The 20,910-nt window shown below is 67.8% G+C and carries 19 protein-coding genes and 2 pseudogenes; 9 read left to right on the forward strand and 12 right to left on the reverse strand.

Going from position 1 to position 20,910, the window contains the following annotated elements:
• Positions 1-69 precede the first annotated feature (69 nt).
• Both MRS60_RS19475 and MRS60_RS19480 read right to left on the reverse strand, forming a co-directional pair.
• Positions 70-561 (reverse strand): 2,4'-dihydroxyacetophenone dioxygenase family protein, encoded by a 492-nt coding sequence (locus tag MRS60_RS19475; RefSeq protein ID WP_243566450.1) that lies wholly within the window; start codon positions 559-561, stop codon positions 70-72.
• 154 nt (positions 562-715) lie between these two features.
• Complete coding sequence (locus tag MRS60_RS19480; RefSeq protein WP_131946782.1) at positions 716-1,669, reverse strand: LysR family transcriptional regulator; 954 nt, start codon at positions 1,667-1,669, stop codon at positions 716-718.
• A gap of 105 nt (positions 1,670-1,774) precedes the next feature.
• On the opposite strand from MRS60_RS19480, the gene MRS60_RS19485 reads away from it, so the two are divergent.
• Together MRS60_RS19485 and MRS60_RS19490 are read left to right on the forward strand one after the other, a co-directional pair.
• Positions 1,775-3,133 carry an aspartate aminotransferase family protein gene (locus MRS60_RS19485; RefSeq protein WP_152857215.1) on the forward strand — a complete coding sequence of 453 codons (1,359 nt, stop codon included), beginning with the start codon at positions 1,775-1,777 and terminating at the stop codon, positions 3,131-3,133.
• Positions 3,134-3,182: 49 nt separating this feature from the next.
• The gene (locus MRS60_RS19490; RefSeq protein ID WP_243566451.1) at positions 3,183-4,700 is read left to right on the forward strand and encodes a CoA-acylating methylmalonate-semialdehyde dehydrogenase; all 1,518 of its coding nucleotides are present in this window, start codon (positions 3,183-3,185) and stop codon (positions 4,698-4,700) included.
• A gap of 150 nt (positions 4,701-4,850) precedes the next feature.
• Here the strand turns inward: MRS60_RS19490 and MRS60_RS19495 are convergent, their stop codons facing one another.
• From MRS60_RS19495 to MRS60_RS19510, 4 genes are all read right to left on the reverse strand, one after another.
• Positions 4,851-5,225: a COG4315 family predicted lipoprotein gene (locus tag MRS60_RS19495; protein WP_034179605.1), complete on the reverse strand. Its 375-nt coding sequence runs from the start codon at positions 5,223-5,225 to the stop codon at positions 4,851-4,853.
• 300 nt (positions 5,226-5,525) lie between these two features.
• Entirely contained in the window at positions 5,526-6,458 is a 933-nt protein-coding gene (locus MRS60_RS19500) for a DMT family transporter (RefSeq protein ID WP_243566452.1), read from the reverse strand.
• 124 nt (positions 6,459-6,582) lie between these two features.
• On the reverse strand, positions 6,583-7,515 hold the full coding sequence (locus tag MRS60_RS19505) for an AEC family transporter (RefSeq protein WP_034180081.1): 933 nt from the start codon (positions 7,513-7,515) through the stop codon (positions 6,583-6,585).
• Between the two features lie 164 nt (positions 7,516-7,679).
• Positions 7,680-8,564, reverse strand: coding sequence for a LysR family transcriptional regulator (locus MRS60_RS19510; protein ID WP_243566856.1), 885 nt, complete (start codon positions 8,562-8,564; stop codon positions 7,680-7,682).
• A 306-nt stretch (positions 8,565-8,870) separates the two neighbouring features.
• Here MRS60_RS19510 and MRS60_RS19515 point away from each other — a divergent pair, with 306 nt between their 5' ends.
• Entirely contained in the window at positions 8,871-9,248 is a 378-nt protein-coding gene (locus tag MRS60_RS19515; RefSeq protein ID WP_243566453.1) for a nuclear transport factor 2 family protein, read from the forward strand.
• 70 nt (positions 9,249-9,318) lie between these two features.
• On the opposite strand, the pseudogene MRS60_RS19520 reads toward MRS60_RS19515, so the two are convergent.
• Positions 9,319-9,474: pseudogene (locus MRS60_RS19520) on the reverse strand (AraC family transcriptional regulator); the annotation flags it as partial.
• On the opposite strand from MRS60_RS19520, the pseudogene MRS60_RS19525 reads away from it, so the two are divergent.
• Together MRS60_RS19525 and MRS60_RS19530 are read left to right on the forward strand one after the other, a co-directional pair.
• Positions 9,435-10,112 (forward strand): annotated as a pseudogene (locus tag MRS60_RS19525) (cytochrome P450); the annotation flags it as partial. The pseudogenes MRS60_RS19520 and MRS60_RS19525 sit on opposite strands and share 40 nt — an antisense overlap.
• Before the next feature lie 188 nt (positions 10,113-10,300).
• Entirely contained in the window at positions 10,301-10,606 is a 306-nt protein-coding gene (locus tag MRS60_RS19530; RefSeq protein WP_034180078.1) for a panthothenate synthetase, read from the forward strand.
• Between the two features lie 187 nt (positions 10,607-10,793).
• Here MRS60_RS19530 and MRS60_RS19535 read toward each other — a convergent pair whose 3' ends face one another.
• Complete coding sequence (locus MRS60_RS19535; protein ID WP_034179603.1) at positions 10,794-11,594, reverse strand: helix-turn-helix transcriptional regulator; 801 nt, start codon at positions 11,592-11,594, stop codon at positions 10,794-10,796.
• 132 nt (positions 11,595-11,726) lie between these two features.
• Between MRS60_RS19535 and MRS60_RS19540 the strand changes: the two genes are divergently transcribed.
• A complete protein-coding gene (locus MRS60_RS19540) occupies positions 11,727-13,133 on the forward strand; it encodes an APC family permease (protein ID WP_243566454.1) in 1,407 nt (468 codons plus the stop codon).
• 64 nt (positions 13,134-13,197) lie between these two features.
• A complete protein-coding gene (locus tag MRS60_RS19545; RefSeq protein ID WP_243566455.1) occupies positions 13,198-14,307 on the forward strand; it encodes a P1 family peptidase in 1,110 nt (369 codons plus the stop codon).
• A 126-nt stretch (positions 14,308-14,433) separates the two neighbouring features.
• Here MRS60_RS19545 and MRS60_RS19550 read toward each other — a convergent pair whose 3' ends face one another.
• The gene (locus tag MRS60_RS19550; protein ID WP_152857228.1) at positions 14,434-14,646 is read right to left on the reverse strand and encodes a hypothetical protein; all 213 of its coding nucleotides are present in this window, start codon (positions 14,644-14,646) and stop codon (positions 14,434-14,436) included.
• Between the two features lie 136 nt (positions 14,647-14,782).
• The gene (locus tag MRS60_RS19555; protein WP_243566456.1) at positions 14,783-16,966 is read right to left on the reverse strand and encodes an FUSC family protein; all 2,184 of its coding nucleotides are present in this window, start codon (positions 16,964-16,966) and stop codon (positions 14,783-14,785) included.
• A 201-nt stretch (positions 16,967-17,167) separates the two neighbouring features.
• On the opposite strand from MRS60_RS19555, the gene MRS60_RS19560 reads away from it, so the two are divergent.
• On the forward strand, positions 17,168-18,115 hold the full coding sequence (locus tag MRS60_RS19560; protein ID WP_034179598.1) for a LysR family transcriptional regulator: 948 nt from the start codon (positions 17,168-17,170) through the stop codon (positions 18,113-18,115).
• 132 nt (positions 18,116-18,247) lie between these two features.
• On the opposite strand, the gene MRS60_RS19565 is transcribed toward MRS60_RS19560, so the two are convergent.
• Both MRS60_RS19565 and MRS60_RS19570 read right to left on the reverse strand, forming a co-directional pair.
• Positions 18,248-18,550 carry a DUF4148 domain-containing protein gene (locus tag MRS60_RS19565; RefSeq protein ID WP_034179597.1) on the reverse strand — a complete coding sequence of 101 codons (303 nt, stop codon included), beginning with the start codon at positions 18,548-18,550 and terminating at the stop codon, positions 18,248-18,250.
• 215 nt (positions 18,551-18,765) lie between these two features.
• The gene (locus tag MRS60_RS19570) at positions 18,766-19,908 is read right to left on the reverse strand and encodes a porin (protein WP_243566457.1); all 1,143 of its coding nucleotides are present in this window, start codon (positions 19,906-19,908) and stop codon (positions 18,766-18,768) included.
• A gap of 309 nt (positions 19,909-20,217) precedes the next feature.
• On the opposite strand from MRS60_RS19570, the gene MRS60_RS19575 reads away from it, so the two are divergent.
• Positions 20,218-20,679: a VOC family protein gene (locus MRS60_RS19575; RefSeq protein ID WP_243566458.1), complete on the forward strand. Its 462-nt coding sequence runs from the start codon at positions 20,218-20,220 to the stop codon at positions 20,677-20,679.
• Positions 20,680-20,910: the final 231 nt, after the last annotated feature.

The following is a 20,910-nucleotide window of genomic DNA, read 5'->3' on the forward strand; positions in this document are numbered from 1 at the left end:
CGCAGGCGGCCATCCGCGCATAGCGAGAGCCGGCACCATGCGGATCGTGACGCGACGATGCCGCCTGTCTTACCGTGTGACGAACGCCACCGCGTCGTCCGGCGCCGTCCGCGCGTGCTTGCGCTGGCGCAGCAGCGCGACGCGGCAATTCTCGCGCGCGGTCTCGCGGCCGTCGTCGTCGAGCAGCACGAGATCGCCGCGCATCACGTTGAGCGTGATCACATCCTCGCCCGGCGCGCCGAGCGTTTGCGGCGTATGCACCGAGCCGGCCGGTTCGAGCACCGTCGAGCCGGCTTGCGCGATCCAGTCGTACTCGAGGTAGCGCCACGCACCCTGCAGCGTATGGACGAACACCTCGCCGTCGTGGCGATGGCGCGGCAGCGTGCCGCCGGCCGGCATCTTCAGCAGCGCGGTCAGCGTGTCCTCGGCCGCATTGATGTGCAGATACTTGATCGCCAGCCCCGGCAGGTCGGCGCTCATCGGCAGCCACGGCAGCGCGTCGCCGGGCAGGCACGAGATCGGCGGCAGGTCGGTGGAGAGCGGGGCGGGCGGCTGCGTCATGGCGGGAGGCGGAGCGGAAATGGGGAGCCCGCATTATCGCAGAGCCGGATCGCGCGGCTGAACGGTGGCGGTTCACGTGCGGCGCACGGCGCTGAACGCGATGCCCGCGACGCCGTTCCCGCGCGGCCCGGCGCGGGGCGGACCGTCGCGCCGGCTACGCCGCCGGCCGCGCCTTCACGTCGTGCGCGGCTTCCAGACACGACTGGAACAGCAGCGCGGCCCGCGACGGCCGCGGCGAGCGCCGCAGCAGGCTCACGAACCGGCACCGGTAGTTGAACCGGTGCGGCGCGATCGGCTGCATCAGCCCCTTGTTTTCGAAGCTTTCCGCGTAATGGTCCGGCAGGAAACCGAGATAACGGCCGGACAGGATCAGCGTCGCGATCGATTCCTGGTCCGACGCGGTCGCGCTGCGCGTGAGCTTCGCGCGATGGCTCAGTTCCATGTTCGGCGAATGGAAGCCGAGCCCGGCGAACGCATGGTTGCGGATCGTCGTCCACGTGAGCTTGCCGTGCGGCGCATCGTAGAGCGGATGCTGGCGGCCGCAGTACAGCAGCATCCGTTCGTCGAACAACTCCGAATACACGAGGCTGCCCGAGTTGCGGTGCGCGGGAATGATCCCGACCTGGTAGCTGTCGTCGATGATCCCGCGCTCGACCTCGTTGATCGATGCCACATGCAGGTTCAGCGCGACGTCGGGCGCCTCGTCCGCGAACTGGCGGATCGCGTCGCCGAGCCGCGCGTTCGGGTTGGTGGCCGTCTTGTCGAACACCGCGACGTGCAGTTCTCCGCCCATCCTGTCGTGAATACCGTCTATCCTGCTGCGAAAGGCCTCCATCGACGCGAGCAGCCGCAGCGTCTCCTCGTACACGGTCTGGCCCTCGGGCGTCAGCGTGAAGCCCGCACGGCCGCGCCGGCACAGCACGAGGCCGACGCGCGTTTCGAGATCCTTCACGTGCCGGCTGATCGTCGAGATGCCGATATTCAGTTCCAGTTCGGCCGCCGCCATCCCGCCGCACTGCACGACGCCCTTGAAGACCCGCAGCAGGCGGAGATCCATGTCGCTGAGCTGCCCGAGCAGCGCGCGGCTCTTCGGTTTCTTTGCTTGCATAGTTGCGCAAGTGAACATTGATATTGCGATATTGAAGAGACTAATTGGCCTCCCGACAATGCGCAACATCATCACAAGAAGGAGGGGCGCGCCGCGCCGACCGACATGACCGACATCACCACCGCCGCGCAGCAGGACGACCCGACTATCCGCACCGACGCCGCCTGGCTCGACGCGCACTGGATGCCGTTCACCGCCAACCGCCAGTTCAAGGCCGATCCGCGCATGATCGTGTCGGGCCAGGGCGCGTATTACACGGACGCCGAAGGCCGCAAGATCTTCGACGGCCTGTCGGGCCTCTGGTGCACGGGCCTCGGTCACGGCCGCACGGAAATCGTCGAAGCCGTGAGCCGCCAGGTCGCGCAGCTCGACTACGCGCCGGCGTTCCAGTTCGGCCATCCGAAGTCGTTCGAGCTCGCCAACAAGATCAAGGACCTGACGCCGGCCGGCCTCGACTACGTGTTCTTCACGGGTTCGGGCTCGGAAGCGGCCGACACGTCGCTGAAGCTGGCCCGCGCATACTGGCGCGCGAAGGGCAAGGGCACGAAGACGCGCCTGATCGGCCGCGAGAAGGGCTACCACGGCGTGAACTTCGGCGGTATCTCGGTCGGCGGGATCGGGCCGAACCGCAAGCTGTTCGGCCAGGGCCTCGACGCCGATTTCCTGCCGCACACGCAACTCGCCGAGAACAAGTTCTCGCGCGGGATGCCCGAACACGGCGCGGAGCTGGCCGACCGCCTGCTCGATCTGATCGCACTGCACGACGCATCGAACATCGCGGCCGTGATCGTCGAGCCGTTCTCCGGTTCGGCGGGCGTGGTCGTGCCGCCGAAGGGCTATCTGAAGCGGCTGCGCGACATCTGTACCGCGCACGACATTCTGCTGATCTTCGACGAGGTCATCACGGGCTTCGGCCGTGCCGGCGCGATGACGGGCGCCGACGCGTTCGGCGTGACGCCGGACATCCTGAACTTCGCGAAGCAGGTGACGAACGGCGTGCAGCCGCTCGGCGGCGTGATCGCGACGAAGGAAATCTACGACACGTTCATGGCGGCAGGCGGCCCCGAGTACATGCTCGAATTCCCGCACGGCTACACGTATTCGGCGCATCCGGTCGCATGCGCGGCCGGCGTCGCGGCGCTGGATCTGCTCGTGAAGGAAGACGCGGTAGCCCGCGTGCGCGATCTCGCGCCGCATTTCGAGGCGGCCGTGCACGGGCTGAAGGGCCAGCGCCACATCGCGGACATCCGCAACTACGGCCTCGCGGCCGGCCTGACGATCGCGGCGCTGCCGGGCGAACCGGCGCGGCGCCCGTACGAGATCGCGATGCGCTGCTGGGCGAAGGGCTTCTACGTGCGCTACGGCGGCGACACGATCCAGCTCGCGCCGCCGTTCATCTCGGAAAAGCGCGAGATCGACAACCTGGTCAATGCGCTGTCCGACGCGCTGAACGAAGTGGACTGAGCCGCGGCCCACCCCAAGCGACAACCGAATTCACGAAAGAGCCTGAACGATGAAACACGACAGCAATGTGACTTCCACCGTCGGCCACCTGATCGACGGCAAGCGCGTCGACGGCGGCAGCCGCGTCCAGCCGGTGTTCGACCCGGCCACCGGCGAATCGCACAAGAGCGTCGGGCTCGCCGACAAGCTGACCGTCGAAGCCGCGATCGCGTCCGCGCAGGCCGCGTTCCCGGCGTGGCGCAACACGCCGCCGCTGAAGCGCGCCCGCGTGATGAGCCGCTTCAAGACGCTGCTCGAGGAGCACGCCGACGAGCTGTGCGCGCTGATCACGGCCGAGCACGGCAAGGTGCTCGCCGATGCGATGGGCGAACTGCAGCGCGGGATCGAGAACGTCGAATACGCGAGCTACGTGCCCGAGCTGCTGAAGGGCGAGCACAGCAAGAACGTCGGCTCCGCGATCGATTCGTGGAGCGAGTTCCAGGCGCTCGGCGTGGCGGCCGGCATCACGCCGTTCAACTTCCCGGTGATGGTGCCGCTGTGGATGTGGCCGATGGCCGTCGCATGCGGCAACACGTTCGTGCTGAAGCCGTCCGAGCGCACGCCGTCGTCGACGCTGCGCATGGCCGAGCTCGCGCTCGAGGCCGGCCTGCCGCCGGGCGTGCTGAACGTCGTGAACGGCGACAAGGAAGCGGTCGACACGATCCTGACCGATCCGCGTGTGAAGGCGGTGAGCTTCGTCGGCTCGACGCCGATCGCCGAATACATCTACTCGACCGGCTGTGCGCACGGCAAGCGCGTGCAGGCGCTCGGCGGCGCGAAGAACTTCGCGGTCGTGATGCCCGACGCGGACATCGGCAACGCGGTGAACGCACTGATGGGCGCCGCGTACGGCTCGTGCGGCGAGCGCTGCATGGCGATCCCGCTGGTCGTCGCGATCGGCGACGACACGGGTGACCAGGTCGTCGCGGGCCTGAAGGCGGAAATCGACAAGATGAAGGTCGGCCCGGGCAACGGCGCGGGCATCGACATGGGCCCGCTCGTCACGCAGCAGCATTTCGACAAGGTGACGGGCTTCGTCGAAGCGGGCGTGGCAGCCGGCGCGACGCTGGTCGTCGACGGCCGCGGCGTGAAGGTCGACGGCCACGACGGCGGCTACTACCTCGGCCCGTGCCTGTTCGACAACGTGAAGCCCGGCATGCCGATCTACCAGCACGAGATCTTCGGGCCGGTGCTCGGCGTGATCCGCCTGAAGTCGCTCGACGAGGCGATGGCGCTGATCGACGCGCACGAATACGGCAACGGCACGTGCCTGTTCACGCGCGACGGCGAGGCCGCGCGCTACTTCAGCGACAACATCCAGATCGGCATGGTCGGCATCAACGTGCCGCTGCCGGTGCCCGTCGCGTACCACTCGTTCGGCGGCTGGAAGCGTTCGCTGTTCGGCGACCTGCACGCTTATGGCCCGGACGCCGTGCGGTTCTACACGAAGCGCAAGACGATCACGCAACGCTGGCCGTCGGCCGGTGTGCGCGAAGGGACGGTGTTCAGCTTCCCGTCGAACCGCTGACGCGCATTTCGGCTGCATGCGTCGCCGGCCTGTCGGCTGGCGATGCGATGTGGCCGCGTGAAAGATACGAAGGCCCGCCCCCGATTGACCACGATCCGGGCGGGCTTTTTTACGTCCGCGCCGATTGCGCGGACAACGGCGCAACAACGCTTACGGCGCGACCACGTGCCACATGTCCTTGAAGTTGTCGCCGTTGCGGTCGCCCTGTTTCATGTCCTTCGAGAAGAAGTACAGCGGCTTGCCCTTGTACGCCCATTGCGGGCTGCCGTCGTCGCGTTTGACGATCGTGTAGGGCCCGACCGGAACGTCGGTCGCGCTGGCCTTGTACGGCGGCCAGAAGGTTTCGCACTGGCCCGTGCATGCGCTGGTGCCGGCGTTGGGCTTGTCCTTGTCGAAGGTATAGACGGTCATCCCGTTCGCGGCGACGAGCGCGCCGTTTTCGACTTTCGTGATCGAGCCTTGGGCCGAGGCCGTGGCGGACGCGATGGCGAGCAGGGCGGAGCTGACGAGCAGCGCGGCTTTCATGAATGCCTCCTGTAATCCGGTGGGCGGCCGCGATCGTGCGCACGGGCGAGCGGGCGAGCGGGCGCGACGATCGCGATGAATGGTGCCGGAGCGCGGTGCCGTTGCCGCCGGTGCGAGCGACTCAGGGCCGGATGGCAGCGAACGGGGCGCTTCATTCACGATAGGCGGTTTTTGGCGGGGCTGCGAGAAAGTCGGGGCGCGTATTGGCGGCGCGTAGGCGTCGCGCAACGGCGCTGCGCGTGCCGTCGCAATCCGGTATTCGGGATCCGTCCCCGAGCCTGCATGGCGTGTGCCGATGCGTCAGCGCCGTGTGTGATTGGTCAGCGCAACGCCCGCGATCACGAGCGCGCCGCCGGCCAGCATCGATGGCGACAGCGGTTCGCCGAGCAGCGCGACCGACAGCAGCACGCCGAACACCGGCACCAGGTTGGTGAACACGGCCGCGCGGGCCGGCCCGAGTTCGCGGATGCCTTGCGAATACCAGACGAACGCGACCACGGTGCCGATCGCGCCGAGATAGATCATCGACACGACGGCCTGCCACGTCAGCGGCGTGCCGCCGCTCGCGCCCGGTCCGAACAGATGCGCGACGACCAGCAGCGCGAGGCCCCACAGCGTCGCGTACGTCGTCGCCGCGAGCGGCGACAGCCCATCGAGCGCGCGCCGGCCGATCACCGTGTAGGCGGCCCAGCTCAGCACCGCGCACAGCATGTAACGTTCGCCAGCGCCGAACGTATTGCCGAGATCGGTCAGCACGCTCAGCAGTTCGCCGCGGCTGATCACGATCAGCGCGCCGAACAGCGCGACGGCGATGCCGGCCCAGCGCGACAGCGACAGGCGTTCCCGCACGACGACCGACAACAGCACGGCGGTCGCGACCGGATTCAGCGCGACGAACAGCGCGGTGCGGCCGGCCGGCATCCGTGCGAGCGCCGCAAAAAAGCACACGTTGTACAGGAAGATGCCGGTCGCGCCGAGCGCGAAGGTCGTCACAATCTGGCGGCCGCTCAGCGTCGGCAGACCGCCTTCGAATTTCCACGTCAGCGCGACCAGCAGCAACGCGGCGATCGCGAAGCGGCCGGTGGCCGCGGAAGTCGCGGACATCGACGCGGCCAGGATCCGGCCCGCGATGAACGTGCCGCCCCAGAACAGCGCGACGAGCGTGAGCTTCACGTAGATGGCCGCATTCGGCCGGGTGGCGACGATGCCGGCGGGCGGGGCAGGAGCGTTCATGTGTCGTGGCATCTCGAAGGGGGCGAGGCAATGCGTGCACGACCGCGCGCGGCCGACGATGTCGAACCGTGCGACAACTGGCCTGCCGGTTGATTCAGCGGGGATGGGGCCGGGTGCCGCGCTGTCAGCGAAATACCGGTGCCGACGCGAGCGCCGTCAGCACGACCGGCATCGCGAGCGCCGCGGCGACCGTCTGGAACGCGGTGATACCGGCCATCAGCGGCGCGTCGCCGCCGAGCTGGCGCGCCATGATGTACGACGCCGACGACGTCGGCAGCGCCTGGAACAGCAGCGCGACGGTCAGCGCCGCATCGCCGAGCCCGAACAGGCGGCCGGCCGCGAGCGTGATCAGCGGCATCGCCATGAACTTGAACGCCGACGCGATGCACACCGGCTGCAGCCACGCACGGGCCGCATCGAATTTCAGCGCCGCGCCCACGCACAGCAGGCCGAGCGGCATCGACGCGGCGCCGAGCGCGCGCACGGCCGGCTCGACGGCAGCGGGAAATGCGAGACCGCCGGCCTGCATCGCGATCCCGAGCGCACACGCGACGACGAGCGGATTCGACAGGATTTGCCGCACGAGTGCGCCCGCACCGAGCCGCGTGTCGCCATACCGCGCGAAGACCAGCACGCACATCAGGTTGACGGTCGGGACGATCGCCGCGACGCAGACGGCCGCGAGCGCGATGCCTTTTGCGCCGAACAGCCCGGCGGCGAGCGCGGTGCCGACATAGTTGTTGAAGCGCACCGCGCCCTGGAACACGGACGTGAAGCCGGCGCCGTCGACCCGGACGAACCGACGGACCAGCAGAAGGAGCGCCGCGGCGACGGCGGTCGATCCGACCAGCGCTGCCGCGAGCGGCAAAACAGGCAGCGCTTGCAGCCGCGCGTTCGCGAGGCCGTCCGCGAACAGCGCGGGCAGCAGCACGTAGTAGCAAAGCCGCTCGGCCTGCGGCCAGAACGCTTCGGCGATGAAACCCGTGCGCCGGAGGCCGTGGCCGAACGCGACCAGCAGCGCGACCGGCGCCAGCGCGAGCAGGACCGGGCCGATCATCGGCGCGCCTTCACGCCGGCCGTGCGGACCGGTTGGCAGGCGGAGCGGCGGAACGACGCGGGAATCCATCCGGCGGGCAACATGGCGACTCGCAATCGAAAGAGTGACGATGCCGCCAAGTTAACACGCGCAAGCAACAGGAATAATTGTTAATTATCGGGTGTTCAATGAGAAATCCTCATCGATGACGCGGTGACTTCGGCGGCCAGCGCACGCGCGAAACGCTCGGCCGGACGCGACTGGTGTTCGAGCAGCACGACCGCGCGCCCCATCTGCGGCTGGCCGAACGGCAAGCGCGTGACGGGAGGCAGGCGCGCGAGCGTTGCATCGGGGAGCGCGACGATCGCGGCGCCGAGCCCGCGCGCCACCATCCGTGCGATCGTTTCCGCGCTGTCCAGCACCATCTCTTCACGCACGCGCACGCCGAGGCGGCGCAGCTCGGCGGCGATCATGCGGCCGGCCCAGGCCTGCGCGTCGAAGCGGATGAACGGCAGCGCTTCGAGCAGCGTGCCCGCGTCGCGTTCCGCATGGTCCGGCGGCGCGAGCAGCCAGAAGCGATCCTCGTACAGCGTGGTCCACGTCAGTTCCGCCGGATGCGGGCGCACGGGGCGTGTCGTGATCGCCGCATCGAGTTCGCCGGCCGCGACGCGATTCGCCAGCTCGGCCGACATGCCGGCCGATACGTGCACGCGCAGTGACGGATGTGAGTTGCGCAGCGCGAGCAGCGCGTCGGGCAGCGGGCCGGACAGCGCGGTCTGGATCGCGCCGATCCGCAGGCGGCCGACGAGCTTCTTCTCGTCGCTGAGCGCATCGGGAATCCGGTCGACCATCGCGAGCACCTGCTCGGCCTGCGCGAGCAGGATGTTGACGGCTTCGGTGAGCACCGGCTGCCGGCGCGAACGATCGAACAACTGCACGTTGTATTCGCTTTCCAGTGCCTTGATCTGCAGGCTCACCGCCGACTGCGTGAGCCCGATGGCTTCGCCGGCGCGTGCGAAGGTCCGGTATCGGGCGATGGCGACCAGCGTTCTGAATGCGCGTAGTGACATGGACGAAGTGACGTTGGCGACGGGGCCGGCATGCGGATTGCTCGCGTGACGGCGGCAGCGTTCGCGTGACACGCTGCACAGGTGCGGCGAGGTCGGCGAGAACCAGCGGAAAAAAGCGGCCGGCGAGTTCGCGGACATCATGCCCGTGCCCGCCGAATCGGGCAACCGCGGCATTGCCGGCTTACGATGGAAAGCGCGGGCTGCCGGCCGATGCGGGTTCGCGTGGATGGCAACGGGCGCATTTCGCCGAAACATCTGCACCGGTGCGAGCGAGGCTCACGCCGATTCTTCGAGGAGGTCACGACGATGCTTCAGAACCCGGACGACGTTGCGCGCGCGAGCTACCGCGCGTATGCCGACAAGAACCGCGACGCGATCGAAGCGCTGATCGCGCCGGATTTCCATTTCACGAGCCCGCTCGACAACCGGCTCGACCGCGACACGTATTTCCGGCGCTGCTGGCCGAACAGCGTGACGCTGGCGCACTTCGATTTCGTCGACGTTGCCGTTCATGGCGAGCATGTGTTCGTCGTGTATGAGGCCGAAACGAGCGACGGTCGGCGATTCAGGAACGCGGAGCGGTTGCTTATCCGCGACGGCCGGATCGTCGAGGCCGAGGTGTACTTCGGCTGGAACGTGCCGCACACTGCACCCGATGGCGGCTTCGTCGAACCGCGCGGTTGAGCGGAGTGGCGGACGCGAGAGGGCCGTTCATCGCGAAACGGATGACCAGGCGGGATCGGCCGCCGCCGCGTCACACCCAGAGCCGATACATCCAGAACGATTCGTCGCCGATGAAGCGTTGCGTGAATTCGCTCGGCGAGAATCCCGTGATGCGCTTGACCTCGCGGCTCAGGTGCGCCTGGTCGGCGAATCCTTCTTCCAGCGCCAGCGTGGCCCAAATGGCCGCTGCAGGCCGTGCACGACGAGTGCGTGACGGCGTTCCTGGCCGGCCACGAGACGACGGCCGGGGCGCTGACCTGGTGGGCATGGTGCATGGCCACGAATCCGGCCGTGCAAGCCGCCGCGCGCGACGAGGTTTCCCGCGTGCTGGGCGGTCGCGCGCCGTCCGCCGAGACGCGCTCGTCGTTGCGCTACCTGACGCAGACGCTCGAAGAAACGCTGCGCCTGTATCCGTCCGCGCCGATCCTGATCAGCCGTCGCGCATCGCGGCCGATCGCACTGGGTGCGTGGCAGTTTCCCGCGCGCACGCTGTTCATGCTGCCGCTGCAGCTCATGCATCTCGACGAACGATGGTTTCCGGAGCCGCATGCGTTCCGGCCCGAGCGCTTCGCCGACGATGCGCCCGCGCTGCCGCGCGGCGCGTACATGCCGTTCGGCACCGGCCCGCGCGTATGCCTCGGGCAGCATCTGGCGATGGCGGAGATGACGGTGGTGGCCGCAATGATCCTGCAGCGTCATGTGTTGTCGGTGCCGCCCGGCATGACGCCGCCGCGTGCGGTGTTGAACGTGACGCTGCGGCCGGAGCGGGCGCTGCATCTGGCGATCGAACCGACGGGGCTGACGGCCGATACGGTCTCCGCATGATGGGGGCATAAGCGGTCGATTCGACCCGGCCTGCATCGCGCGCGCGATTGCCGTTTGCGCGACGCGGTGTCATCGAATCGTCGGAATGTGAATGCGTGCCGGCAACTGCTTGCGGCGCCACTGGCGCGGCGTCGCGTAGCACCTATGCTTGAAGGGCCCAGGCCGGGCGGAGCCCAAGGAGGATGGTCATGCGCATGCTTCTCAACATACGAATCCCTCACGAGCCGTTCAACACGCTGGTGCGCGACGGCAGCGTCGGCGACGTGATCTCGCGAATACTCGAAGCGGTCAGGCCGGAGGCCGTGTATTTCACTGAGCAGAGCGGCGGGCGCGGGGCGGTCGTGATCGTCAATCTGGATGACCCGTCGCAGATCCCGGCGCTCGCGGAGCCGTGGTTCCTGATGTTGAATGCAGACTGCGAGTTCCGCGTGGTGATGCTGCCGGACGATCTCCGGAACGCCGGGCTCGCGCAACTCGGCGCGAAGTGGAAGTAGCAGGACGCTGCGCATGACCGTGCCCCTGCCCGAAAACCGGGCGGGCGGCATGGTTCGGGTTCCTGTTTCCGGGCAGTCGTGTTGTCGGCGGCGCATCCGTGTCGGCTTGAACGGACGACCACGGCTGCGGCGATTCACGGATAGTGCACGATTCCGCACCCGTTGCCATCCGTGCTGCGCGATGCGTTCATCCCGCCGCATCTTCTCCCAGCGCCTGAATGAACCGCGAAAACAGCTCGGGCTGCGACGAGATCCCGAGTTTCGCGTACAGATGCCGCCGATGCACCTTCACCGTTTCCGGCGAAATCGCCAGCCGCTCGGCAATCGCCTTCGACGAATTGCCGCGCAGCACCATCCTCGCGATCGACATCTCGCGATCGGTCAGCACGCCCGCGCCGAAGCGCGCAAGCGCCTGCTCGACGCGCGCGCCGAGATCGGCGTCGGGCGTCGAGCGCGCGGCGTCGCCGACCAGCCGCCAGTGCTGCCGGATCGTCGCGAGCACCCACGGCATCGCGGCCGTCAGCTTGCCGAGCGGCTCGACGTCGAAGCGCGCGGCTGCACCGAGCGACAGCGACAGCAGCGTGTCGGCGTTCGGCCGCACGAGGATCTGGATTTCGTCGTCGCCGACCGCATCGCGGAAGTAGCTCAGGAAATACTCGCTTTGCCGGAACAGGTCGGGCGCGACTTCCTCGAGCCGGTAGCAGCCGTCGGCGAGCCCGTCGTGCGCGGCCTGCAGGAACGGGTCGAGCAGATATAACCCATTCAGGTAAAGCGGCACCGGCGACGCGGTGTCGGTGCCGCCGGTGTCGTATTCGTCGAGCACGAGCGGCACGCCGTCGCGGCCGATCGCGGTCGCGAGCGCGTTGTCGAACGGCGCCATCTCATTGAGCAGCAGCACCAGGAACCGCCAGAAGCGCGGCTGGCCGAGATGATCGATTGCGCGGCCAAGCGCCTGGTGCATCGCGATTTCGGAGAAGAGACGATCCATACCACCACCGGAAGGGCGTAACACGAAGGGGGAATAGCGGTCCTGAAATTGGCTTCCTAGACTGCCACGCAATCAATCGGGCCCGAGTATGGGCGTTCAAAAAAGTGCAGCATAGGAGCACAGGAGAACGAAATGGCGATGATGTCGGAATCGACGGGCACGCTGCAAGCGGCGCCCGCAACGGAAGACGCGCCGCGCGCGCTGTCGCAGACGCTCAGCGTGCGCGACGCGGTGATGATCACCGTGTCGGGCGTGACGCCGGCGAGCTCGATCTTCGTGATCGCGCCGTTCGCGATCCAGCAGGCCGGCAGCGGCGCGGTGCTGTCATTCCTGCTCGGCGGCGTGCTCGCGCTCGCATTCGCGCTCTGTTATGCGGAGCTCAGCGCCGCGCATCGCAGCGCGGGAGGCGAATACGTGATGGCCAAGCGCGTGTTCGGCACGCTGCCCGGCTATCTGACCTTCATCACGGTGCTGTCCGTCAGCGTGTTCATTCCAGCCGTGCTCGCGAGCGGCGCCGCGCCGTATCTGAACAACGCGCTCGGCATGCACTTCGGCAACCAGTCGGTCGCACTGACGATCGTGCTGCTCAGCTACCTGCTCGGCATGCTCAACATCAAGACGAATGCGTGGATCACCGGTGCGTTCCTCGTCGTCGAGATCGGCGTGCTGATGCTGATCGCGGGGCTCGGTTTCGGCTCGCTGCATCGCGGCGCCGACGTGCTGATCGCGCCGGTCGTCGCGAGCGGCAACGCGCTCGTGCCGGCGACGCTCGCCGCCATCGTGCCCGCGATTGGCACGGCAATCTTCTGCTACAACGGCTTCGGCTCCGCTGCATACCTCGCGGAAGACTTGCGCGGCGGCAACCGCAACGTCGCGAAGGCCGTGATCTATTCGCTGCTCGTGATCCTCGTCGTCGAACTGGTTCCGCTCACCGCGATCGTGCTCGGCGCGCCGTCGCTGACGGAACTCACCAAAAGCGCCGACCCGATCGGTTATGTCGTGCGTTCGCTGAGCAACCCGGCCGTGTCGCGCGTGGTCAGCGCCGGGATCTTCCTGTCGGTGTTCAACGCGATCATCGCGATCGTGATCACGATGGGCCGGCTGCTGTACAGCAGCGGCCGGCACGCGCTCTGGTCGCGTACCTGCAACCGTGCATTCTCGACGATCCATCCGCGCCTGGAATCGCCGTGGCTCGCGACGCTCGCGCTCGCGGTGCCGTCGGCGGGGCTCGTGTTCGTATCGAGCCTCGACGAGCTGACCGCGTTCACGGTCGACCTGCTGCTGCTGATCTACCTGGTCGTCGGGCTGGCCGCGCTCGCGAGCCGGTTCGTGCGCCGCGACGTCGAACATCACTACCGGATGCCGCTGTGGCCCGTGACGCCGCTCGTCGCGGTGGCGGGGGCCGCGTACACGCTCTACACGACTCTGGCGACGGCGACGAAGCCGACCGACCTGATCATCATCGCGGGGCTGCTGATTGCCGCACTCGCGATGTATGTCGTCTGGGCGCGCCACAGCGAAGCATTCCGCGCGCTCTGAACGCCGGATCGTCACGTTGCAGCACCGACACACCGAACCATTGAAAGACTGGAGGAATTGCATCATGCGCACGAGGGATCTCGGCATCCGCATCGGACTCGGCACGCCGGGCCGCTTCAACGCGATCACGGACGTTCCGGGCGTGCGGGTCGGACATTGCACGCTGAACGTCGAGAACGGCGACGCATCGATCCGCACCGGCGTCACCGTCATCGAGCCGCGCGCGGGCGCCGCGCACGATTCGCCGTGTTTCGCCGGCCTGCACGTGCTGAACGGCAACGGCGACGCAACGGGGCTCGAATGGATCCGCGAGGCCGGCCTGCTGACGACGCCGATCGCCTATACGAACACGCACAGCGTCGGCGCGGTGCGCGACGCGCTCGTCGCGAACGAGCGGGAAGCGGCGGCCGGCCGCGTGTACTGGTGCATGCCGGTCGTGATGGAAACCTACGACGGGCTGCTGAACGACATCTGGGGGCAGCACGTGAGCGCCGCGCACGTGCAGCGCGCGCTGGCCGCCGCACAGTCGGGGCCGGTTGCCGAAGGCGGCGTGGGCGGCGGCACGGGCATGATCTGCCACGAGTTCAAGGGCGGCATCGGCACCGCGTCGCGCGTGCTTGCGGCCGATGCGGGCGGCTGGACCGTCGGCGCGCTCGTTCAGGCGAACTACGGCGTGCGCGAGATGCTGCGCGTGGCCGGTTATCCGGTCGGCGAAGTGCTGCGCCACGTGCATTCGCCGTTTCGCGCGCCCGACGCGACAGGCGAGGCCGGCATGGGCTCGATCGTCGTGACGATCGCGACCGACGCGCCGCTGCTGCCGCATCAATGCACGCGCGTCGCGCAGCGCGCGAGCGTCGGGCTTGCACGCGTCGGCGGCGGCACCGAGGATTCGAGCGGCGACATCTTCCTTGCGTTCGCAACGGGCAACGACGGGCTGCCGGCGGCGAACTACGGCAGCAAGGGTGCGCCGACCACCGGCGTGAAGATGGTCAACAACGACCATATTTCCGCGCTGTTCGTCGCGGCGGCCGAGGCGGTGGAGGAAGCGATCGTGAATGCGCTCGTCGCGGGCGGCGACGTCGAATCGCGCGGTGCGCGGGTCGAAGGGCTCGGGCAGGCGCGCTTGCTGGATGCGTTGCGCGAAGTGGGGTGGCGGCCGGGGCGCGGCGCCTGAAACGGCATGCGCCGCTTCAATCGAAGCGGCGTGGATCGGGGCGGTGCGGCGATCGGCCGGTACGCCGCCCGCCCGCGGATTCGATGCGGGCGATGCGGGCCTGGCCGTGACGACGCGGCGTCATGCTCAGCTGCCGAAGTAGATGTTGCAGAAGCTGACGGGGCCGACACAGGCGTTCGGGTCTTCCTGCTTCGACTGCGAACGATCGACGCGGCCTGCGGCCTTGACGGCTTCGGTGCGGTTCGCCTGTTGCGGTGCGGCGTCGGCCGGCGCCGGCTGTGCGTGGGCGACAGCAGCGGCGAGCGACAGGGCAACGAGGGCGAGGTGCAGCGGCTTCATTTTGTTTCTCCTGGGTGAGTGCCAGTCTCGCTGGCAGTGAGGAAACTATAGGCTCGCACTGCTTAAAGATTAATCACCGCGCCTGTAGAGCTTATTTCCATTCGGAACAAGGATCCCGTTGCACGCGCATCGATGTTCAATGGCGATGCCGGTTGAACGGCGCGTCCTTGTCCAGCAGCGCGCTGCGCATGAAGTGCAGGCAGCCGACGATCCGCTGCATGCGGCGTCGCTCGTCGGGCACGGCGTACCACGCCTGCAGCGTGTGCTGAGCGGCGCGGATCGCGAGATTCACCGATTTCAGCGTGCGCGCATGGTGGCCGGGCGTCGGATCGTCGAAGAAGCGCGGCAGCTCGTGCAGCACCGCGTCGATCGAACTGGTCCAGCGCAGCATCTGCGGCGGTTTCGCTTCGCAGAACGCGTGCAGTTCGTCGCGCAGGTCGATCACCGCATGTCCGACCTCGAGCGTCGACAGCATCCAGCGCAACGCGTCGCGATGCTGCCGCGTGCGTCGCACGAGCAGCGTGCGCAACTGCGCCATCAGGTCGTGCGTGCTCGACTGGAAGCGCTGCGCGAGGCCGTCCGGCGCGCCTTCGCACGCAAGCGTGACCTGGCGGCGCAGATCGTGCGCGATGCGGCCCGTGAGCCACGGCATGTGGGTGGGGAACACGACCGCGAACACGAGCGAGCACGCGAGCATCGCGACGACGACGGCCAGCCCGTTGTTGATCAGCACCTCGGGCGTATACGCGATCGCGTTGTCGGGTCCCGCAAGCAGGCAGAAGAACACCGCGAAGCCGATCCCGTAGCCGGACAGCCCCGGCCGCATCGCGAGAAACGCGCCGAGGCCGAGCACCGGCGCGAGCGTCGCGCACAGCAGCGGGAAGCCGTCGATGTTCGGATACACGTAGCACAGGAACAGGTAGCCGACGGCAGTCGCGAACGCCGCGCCGACGCCCATCTGCGCGACGAACTTCGGTGCGCGCGGCGACGTCGAGCTGAGCGCGCATGCAATCGCGGTGGCGATCACCGCGAGCGAGCCGCTCGGCCATTCCGACGCGATCCAGAACGCGCTCATCGCACCGACGGCGATGACCGTGCGCAGGAACGCGAAGCCGACGAAGAACGAATTGGTCTTCACCGCGTAATGCGTGACCGAGCGCTCGAATGCGTGATCGTCCTGGTCGAGCGATGCGTAGGTATCGGCGTAGCCGAGATACTCGCCGATGAAGCGGTACAGCAGCTCGATCGCGGTATCGAAATCGAGCAGGCCGCCGGCCGCGTGTTCCTCGATGGTCCGCCGCGACGCGCGCGCGGCCTTCGGCAACGCGCCGTGGAAGCGGCGCAGTTCGAGCATCGCGCCGGTGGCCGGTGCGATGCCGTGCTGCCGCTCGTCGCGCAATGCGGCGAACCGCTGCGCGAGCGCGTCGACGTGCGGCGCCAGTGCGTCGAGCACCGCGTCCGAACCGTTCGCGCGCAGGCGCTTGACGAGCTGGTGCAGCGCATGCAGCCGCGTGCATGCGTTCATGAACTCGCTGTTCAGCCGTGCGAGCCGGCGGCTGCGCGCGCGAATGTGCGGATCCTCGAACGACGCGAATGCACGGTTCGCTTCGAAGCCGACGATGTCGTCGACGAAATCGGCGAAGCGCCGTTCGAAATCGCCGCGTGCGACGCCGCCCGCGAGTGCGCCGGCCGTGAACGCCGCGAACGTCGTGTGGCGTGTGTTCAGCGAACGCATCAGCGCTTTCGCGGAACTGAGCGGCAGGATCAACGCGCTGACCGCGCCCGAGCATGCGATGCCGAGCGCAACTTCCGCGGCGCGCGTGAGCGCGGACTGGAACAGCGTCTGCGGCGTCATTACGGCCGGCAGGCCGATCAGCGCGGCCGTGTAGCCGGCGAGCACGAAGCCGTACCAGCGGAAGTGGCGGTTGCGCACCGCCAGCGCGATGCAGCCGCCGATCCACAGCGTGATGCCGGCCATGTACAGCTCGGGCTGCTGCGCGAACAGCCCGCCGAGCGCGAGCGCGCCGACGAGGCCGGCCGCCGTGCCGAGCACGCGGTAGAAACTCTTCGCGAACACCATCCCCGACAGCGGCTGCATCAGCACGAACACGGTCGTCATCGCCGTGCGCGGCTGCGACATCTCGAGACGCATCGCGATGCCCATCGCAAGGAGCGCCGCGAACACGGTCTTCGCGAGGTGCAGCCAGATCAAGCCGTCGCTGACGGCCCAGTCGCGGGCCGCGTCGCCGAGCGGATCAAGCCATGCTCTCCATCGTGCCGGTTCGATGGAAGTTCGCTCGATCGCAGGTTGTGGCTTCATGAAAAGAGGTGGCCCGTGCAGGGCCGGGCACGGTGCCGCGGCGCATCCGAACGGGTCCGTTCGACTGGTGAGGCGCCGATTGTAGGAGTGCGGCGCCCGCGCATTAACGCAGCTGCCGGGAAACGATAGTTGCAGCCGGAGTAACAATCTGTCGCATCCAGTGGAGGAAAATAGCGGCTCCGCTACAGGTTGCTCACAGGAATGGATACCCTACAAAACATGCGGGTGTTTTCGCGCGTCGTCGAGACCGGCAGCTTCACGGCCGCCGCACAATCGCTGAATTCGACGACGGGCGCGATGTCGCGCGCGGTGTCGGAGCTCGAGGCGCGCCTGCGCACCCGTCTGATGAATCGCTCGACGCGCCGCCTCGCGCTGACGTCGGCCGGCGAAAGCTATCTACGGCGCTGCCGCCAGATCCTCGCCGACGTCGACCGCGCGGAAGAAGAGGCGAGCTGCGCGCACGAACGGCCGGCCGGCGTGCTGCGCATGCACAGCTTCGCGAGTGTCGGCCATCACTATGTATTGCCCACACTGACGCGCTATCACGCGCAGTTCCCGGGCGTGTCGATCGAACTGTCGCTGTCGCAGCGCATGCCCGACCTGTTCGACGGCACGAGCGACATGGCCGTCGTGACCGCGTCGTCGCTGCCCGATTCGGAACTGGTATCGCACCTGCTCGGCTCGACGTTCAGCATCCTGTGCGCGTCTCCCGACTATGTGAAACGGCACGGCGCGCCGGCCCGTCCGCAGGATCTCGCCGCGCACGCGTGCCTGACGCTGTGTACGCCCGCGTTCCCGACGCACGAATGGGTGCTCGAAGGGCCAGAAGGCGTCGAGCAGATCCACGTCGCCGGGCCGGTGCAGACCAATACGGCCGAATCGCTCGCACTCGCGATCCGCGACGGCATCGGGATCGGCATGCTGCCGCTGTACTCGGCAATCGACGCACTGCGCGACGGCACGCTCGTGCGCGTGCTGCCCGCGCATATCCTGCAGAAGATGAACGTGTATGCGCTGTATCCGTCGCGCCGCTTCGTCGACGCGAAGGTGCGGACCTGGGTCGAGATGCTGCGCGCGCAGGTGCCGGGGATGATCGCGCGCGACGTCGAGATGCTGAACGCGATCGACCGCGAACCGCAGGCCGCCTGAGCGCCGGATGCGCAGCGGGACGTCGATACGTTGCGTGGGTCGGTGATTGCACGACACGCTTCTTCGTGCAGACGCAACATGCGCGCCGCCCGCAGCACACGATTCATGCGGGCGGGGCGCTTCATCACATCGTCACAGCGCGGGCTTCGCCGCCGTGCCCGATTCGGTTGCCGGCTCGCCGGCCGGGCCGTATGCGGCCTGCGCAGCCTTCCGCTCCGCGAGACGCTTCGCCTGCAGTCGTTCCTGCGCCGCCATGATGTCTTCCGGATAGTTGCCGGCTTCACCGCGCGCCGGGTTGTAGCCGACCGACTCGAGGTCGACCAGTTCCTGCAGCACCTGCGCGCGCGTGACGGGCGACTTCGCCGACTGGGCGAACGACAGGGCCGGTGCGGCAAGCAGGACGGCAGCGGCGGCGGTAACGACAAGCGATTTCACAAGGTTCTCCTGGGTGACGGGTAGACGTTCGGTTCGATGCGCGATGCGCGCCCCGACCTTCGATACGAGTCTACGCAGCGCTTGTGCGCGCAAAAACCCCGATTCCAGGCAGGCTGCCTTCCAGATGGAACAACATTGACGCGCGTCGCTCGCAGCGACCGAACCCGCGTGCGAACGCGGGTTCGTTGCCGGCGGGCGACGTGGCGTCACATCGGTCAGAACCGCGTGCGCATGCCGATCGCGCCGACGATCTGGTTCGGCGTGCTCGACGCGCCGCCCGAACCGTTGATGAACGCCTGGTAGCCGCGTCCCGACGCATGCTGGTACATCGCTTCCGCATACAGGTCGGTGCGGCGCGACAGCTTGTACACGGCCTGCAGGTCGACCTGGTGCCACTTCGGATCGGTACCGTGCTTGCTGTCCGGGTTCGACACGCTGGCGTCCGTGTACACGTAAGCCGCGCCGAGGCTGACGGCCGGCGTCACTGCATAACGCACGTTCACGTCGTAGTTGTTGAACGCGACCTGGCCGGTGGAGCCGAACGAGCCCGTGTTGTCGTACTGCGAGCGCGTATAGACGAAGCCGACGGTCGCCGGGCCGAACACGTAGCTGACGCCGCCGCCGTACGAGCGCATGCGGTCCGAGCCGATCGACCAGCCGCCCTGGTTCACGCTCTTCGCCTCGGCCGAATCGGTCGCGCCGGGGCTCGCGCTCGTCGAGCCCTTCGTGCCGTTCATCTGCAGGTACGCGCCGGCCAGCTTCAACGGGCCGTTCGTGTAGCTCGCCGCGACGCTGTACGCGCGGTTCGCGCTGAAGTTCGTCGAGTTGGAGAACGCGTACATTGCGCCGACCTTGAAGCCCGCGACCGTATCGCTCGTGTACTTGACCGCGTTGTTGATACGCAGCGAGTGGTTCAGGTTGTCGTTGTCGAACGGATGCGCGAAGCCCGCATCGCCGAAGTCGCCGGCCGTCGCGGACAGCGGCGCGACGAAGTCGACCATCGTGTCGTACTGGCGGCCGAGCGTCAGCGTGCCGTAGCCGTTACCGCTCAGGCCGACATACGCGTGGCGGCCGAACAGCTTGCCGTCCTGGCCGAGTGCGCCGTTGTTCGCGTTGAAGCCGTTCTCCAGCACGAACAGCGCCTTCACGCCGCCGCCGAGATCCTCGGTGCCGCGCAGGCCGAAGCGGCTGCCGTTGATCGTGCCGGTCGTCAGGCGCCACAGCGATGCGCCGCCTGCGTTGTTGGTATACGCGATGCCGGCGTCGATCAGGCCGTACAGCGTGACCGAGCTTTGCGCGTGGGCGAGCGGGGCGAACAGCGAGGCCGCGCAAGCGCCGGCGATGAGGGTTTTTTTCATGGTGAGGCTCCTGCGTGTGGGACTGGAAACGAAAGTTCGGCGCAAGTATAGGAATGCACGGCGCGCGCTAGGCCGCCTGGGCCGCGAGCGCACCTTTCCGAATCCTGCAAGAGTCCTTCACAAAACTGACACGACGCGCCGCGCGCACCCGAGGCCGGTCGTTTTTGCGTTATCGCGCGCGGGCAGCATCCGTTTGAGGCGTGCCGTCTGTCGCGCCGTTGCAACATGCGCGGGGCGCGGCGCGGCGGTTGATCGGTTCGGCCGACGCGCGGAGAATGAGCCTCTCGTGCCCACGACCGGAGACACACGATGCCCCAGCCCGACCGCCATCCGCCGATCAGCGCCGCCGTGTACTACCGCGATCCGGGCGCCGCGCTCGAATGGCTGGAGCGCGCGTTCGGCTTCGCACGCGGCATCGTCGTCCGTACGCCTGAAGGCGAGGTCACGCATGCGGAGCTCACGCATCGCGGCGGCGTCGTGATGATCGGCGGACACTGGGCCGATTTCGTTGCGATCCCGCAAGAGATCGGCGGCAGGAACACGCAAAGCGTGCACGTGCAGCTTGCCGACGGCCTCGATGCGCATTGCGAACACGCGCGGCAGGCCGGCGCGGAAATCCTGCAGGAACCGGCCGACCAGTTCTATGGAGACCGTACCTATCGCGCGCGCGATCCGGAGCAGCACGTGTGGACGTTCGGCCAGCACGTGCGCGACGTGACGCCCGAGCAGGCGGCTGCCGAGACGGGCCTGACGTTCGAAGGCTGGTCTTGATGCGCGGTGCGTGCTTTTTCTATAGATGCGGCGTGAACCGGAGCACATCACTTATCCGGATCGACCGGGTTGATGCGGAATGTGGCGACAAGCCGTCCATGCTCATGTATTCATGAAATACATGAGTCGATTCGAAAAATACGTTTGTCACATGAGAGGCGCGAGCCTACGATGCGGTCCTGACGACGGCACGCGTGTTGCGCGCCGTCCTTTCGATCCCTGTTCGCCGAC

Origin of the sequence: Burkholderia pyrrocinia (assembly GCF_022809715.1) — a bacterium.
Classification (GTDB): Bacteria; Pseudomonadota; Gammaproteobacteria; order Burkholderiales; family Burkholderiaceae; genus Burkholderia; species Burkholderia pyrrocinia_C.

Coding starts and splice junctions, on each gene's coding strand:
- MRS60_RS19485 (WP_152857215.1), top strand. CDS start 1,775: ATGACCGACATCACCACCGCCGCGCAGCAGGACGACCCGACTATCCGC.
- MRS60_RS19550 (WP_152857228.1), bottom strand. CDS start 14,646: ATGAAGCCGCTGCACCTCGCCCTCGTTGCCCTGTCGCTCGCCGCTGCT.
- MRS60_RS19505 (WP_034180081.1), bottom strand. CDS start 7,515: ATGATCGGCCCGGTCCTGCTCGCGCTGGCGCCGGTCGCGCTGCTGGTC.
- MRS60_RS19535 (WP_034179603.1), bottom strand. CDS start 11,594: ATGGATCGTCTCTTCTCCGAAATCGCGATGCACCAGGCGCTTGGCCGC.
- MRS60_RS19545 (WP_243566455.1), top strand. CDS start 13,198: ATGCGCACGAGGGATCTCGGCATCCGCATCGGACTCGGCACGCCGGGC.
- MRS60_RS19490 (WP_243566451.1), top strand. CDS start 3,183: ATGAAACACGACAGCAATGTGACTTCCACCGTCGGCCACCTGATCGAC.
- MRS60_RS19500 (WP_243566452.1), bottom strand. CDS start 6,458: ATGAACGCTCCTGCCCCGCCCGCCGGCATCGTCGCCACCCGGCCGAAT.
- MRS60_RS19530 (WP_034180078.1), top strand. CDS start 10,301: ATGCGCATGCTTCTCAACATACGAATCCCTCACGAGCCGTTCAACACG.
- MRS60_RS19510 (WP_243566856.1), bottom strand. CDS start 8,564: ATGTCACTACGCGCATTCAGAACGCTGGTCGCCATCGCCCGATACCGG.
- MRS60_RS19540 (WP_243566454.1), top strand. CDS start 11,727: ATGGCGATGATGTCGGAATCGACGGGCACGCTGCAAGCGGCGCCCGCA.
- MRS60_RS19570 (WP_243566457.1), bottom strand. CDS start 19,908: ATGAAAAAAACCCTCATCGCCGGCGCTTGCGCGGCCTCGCTGTTCGCC.
- MRS60_RS19575 (WP_243566458.1), top strand. CDS start 20,218: ATGCCCCAGCCCGACCGCCATCCGCCGATCAGCGCCGCCGTGTACTAC.
- MRS60_RS19480 (WP_131946782.1), bottom strand. CDS start 1,669: ATGCAAGCAAAGAAACCGAAGAGCCGCGCGCTGCTCGGGCAGCTCAGC.
- MRS60_RS19560 (WP_034179598.1), top strand. CDS start 17,168: ATGGATACCCTACAAAACATGCGGGTGTTTTCGCGCGTCGTCGAGACC.
- MRS60_RS19515 (WP_243566453.1), top strand. CDS start 8,871: ATGCTTCAGAACCCGGACGACGTTGCGCGCGCGAGCTACCGCGCGTAT.
- MRS60_RS19555 (WP_243566456.1), bottom strand. CDS start 16,966: ATGAAGCCACAACCTGCGATCGAGCGAACTTCCATCGAACCGGCACGA.
- MRS60_RS19475 (WP_243566450.1), bottom strand. CDS start 561: ATGACGCAGCCGCCCGCCCCGCTCTCCACCGACCTGCCGCCGATCTCG.
- MRS60_RS19495 (WP_034179605.1), bottom strand. CDS start 5,225: ATGAAAGCCGCGCTGCTCGTCAGCTCCGCCCTGCTCGCCATCGCGTCC.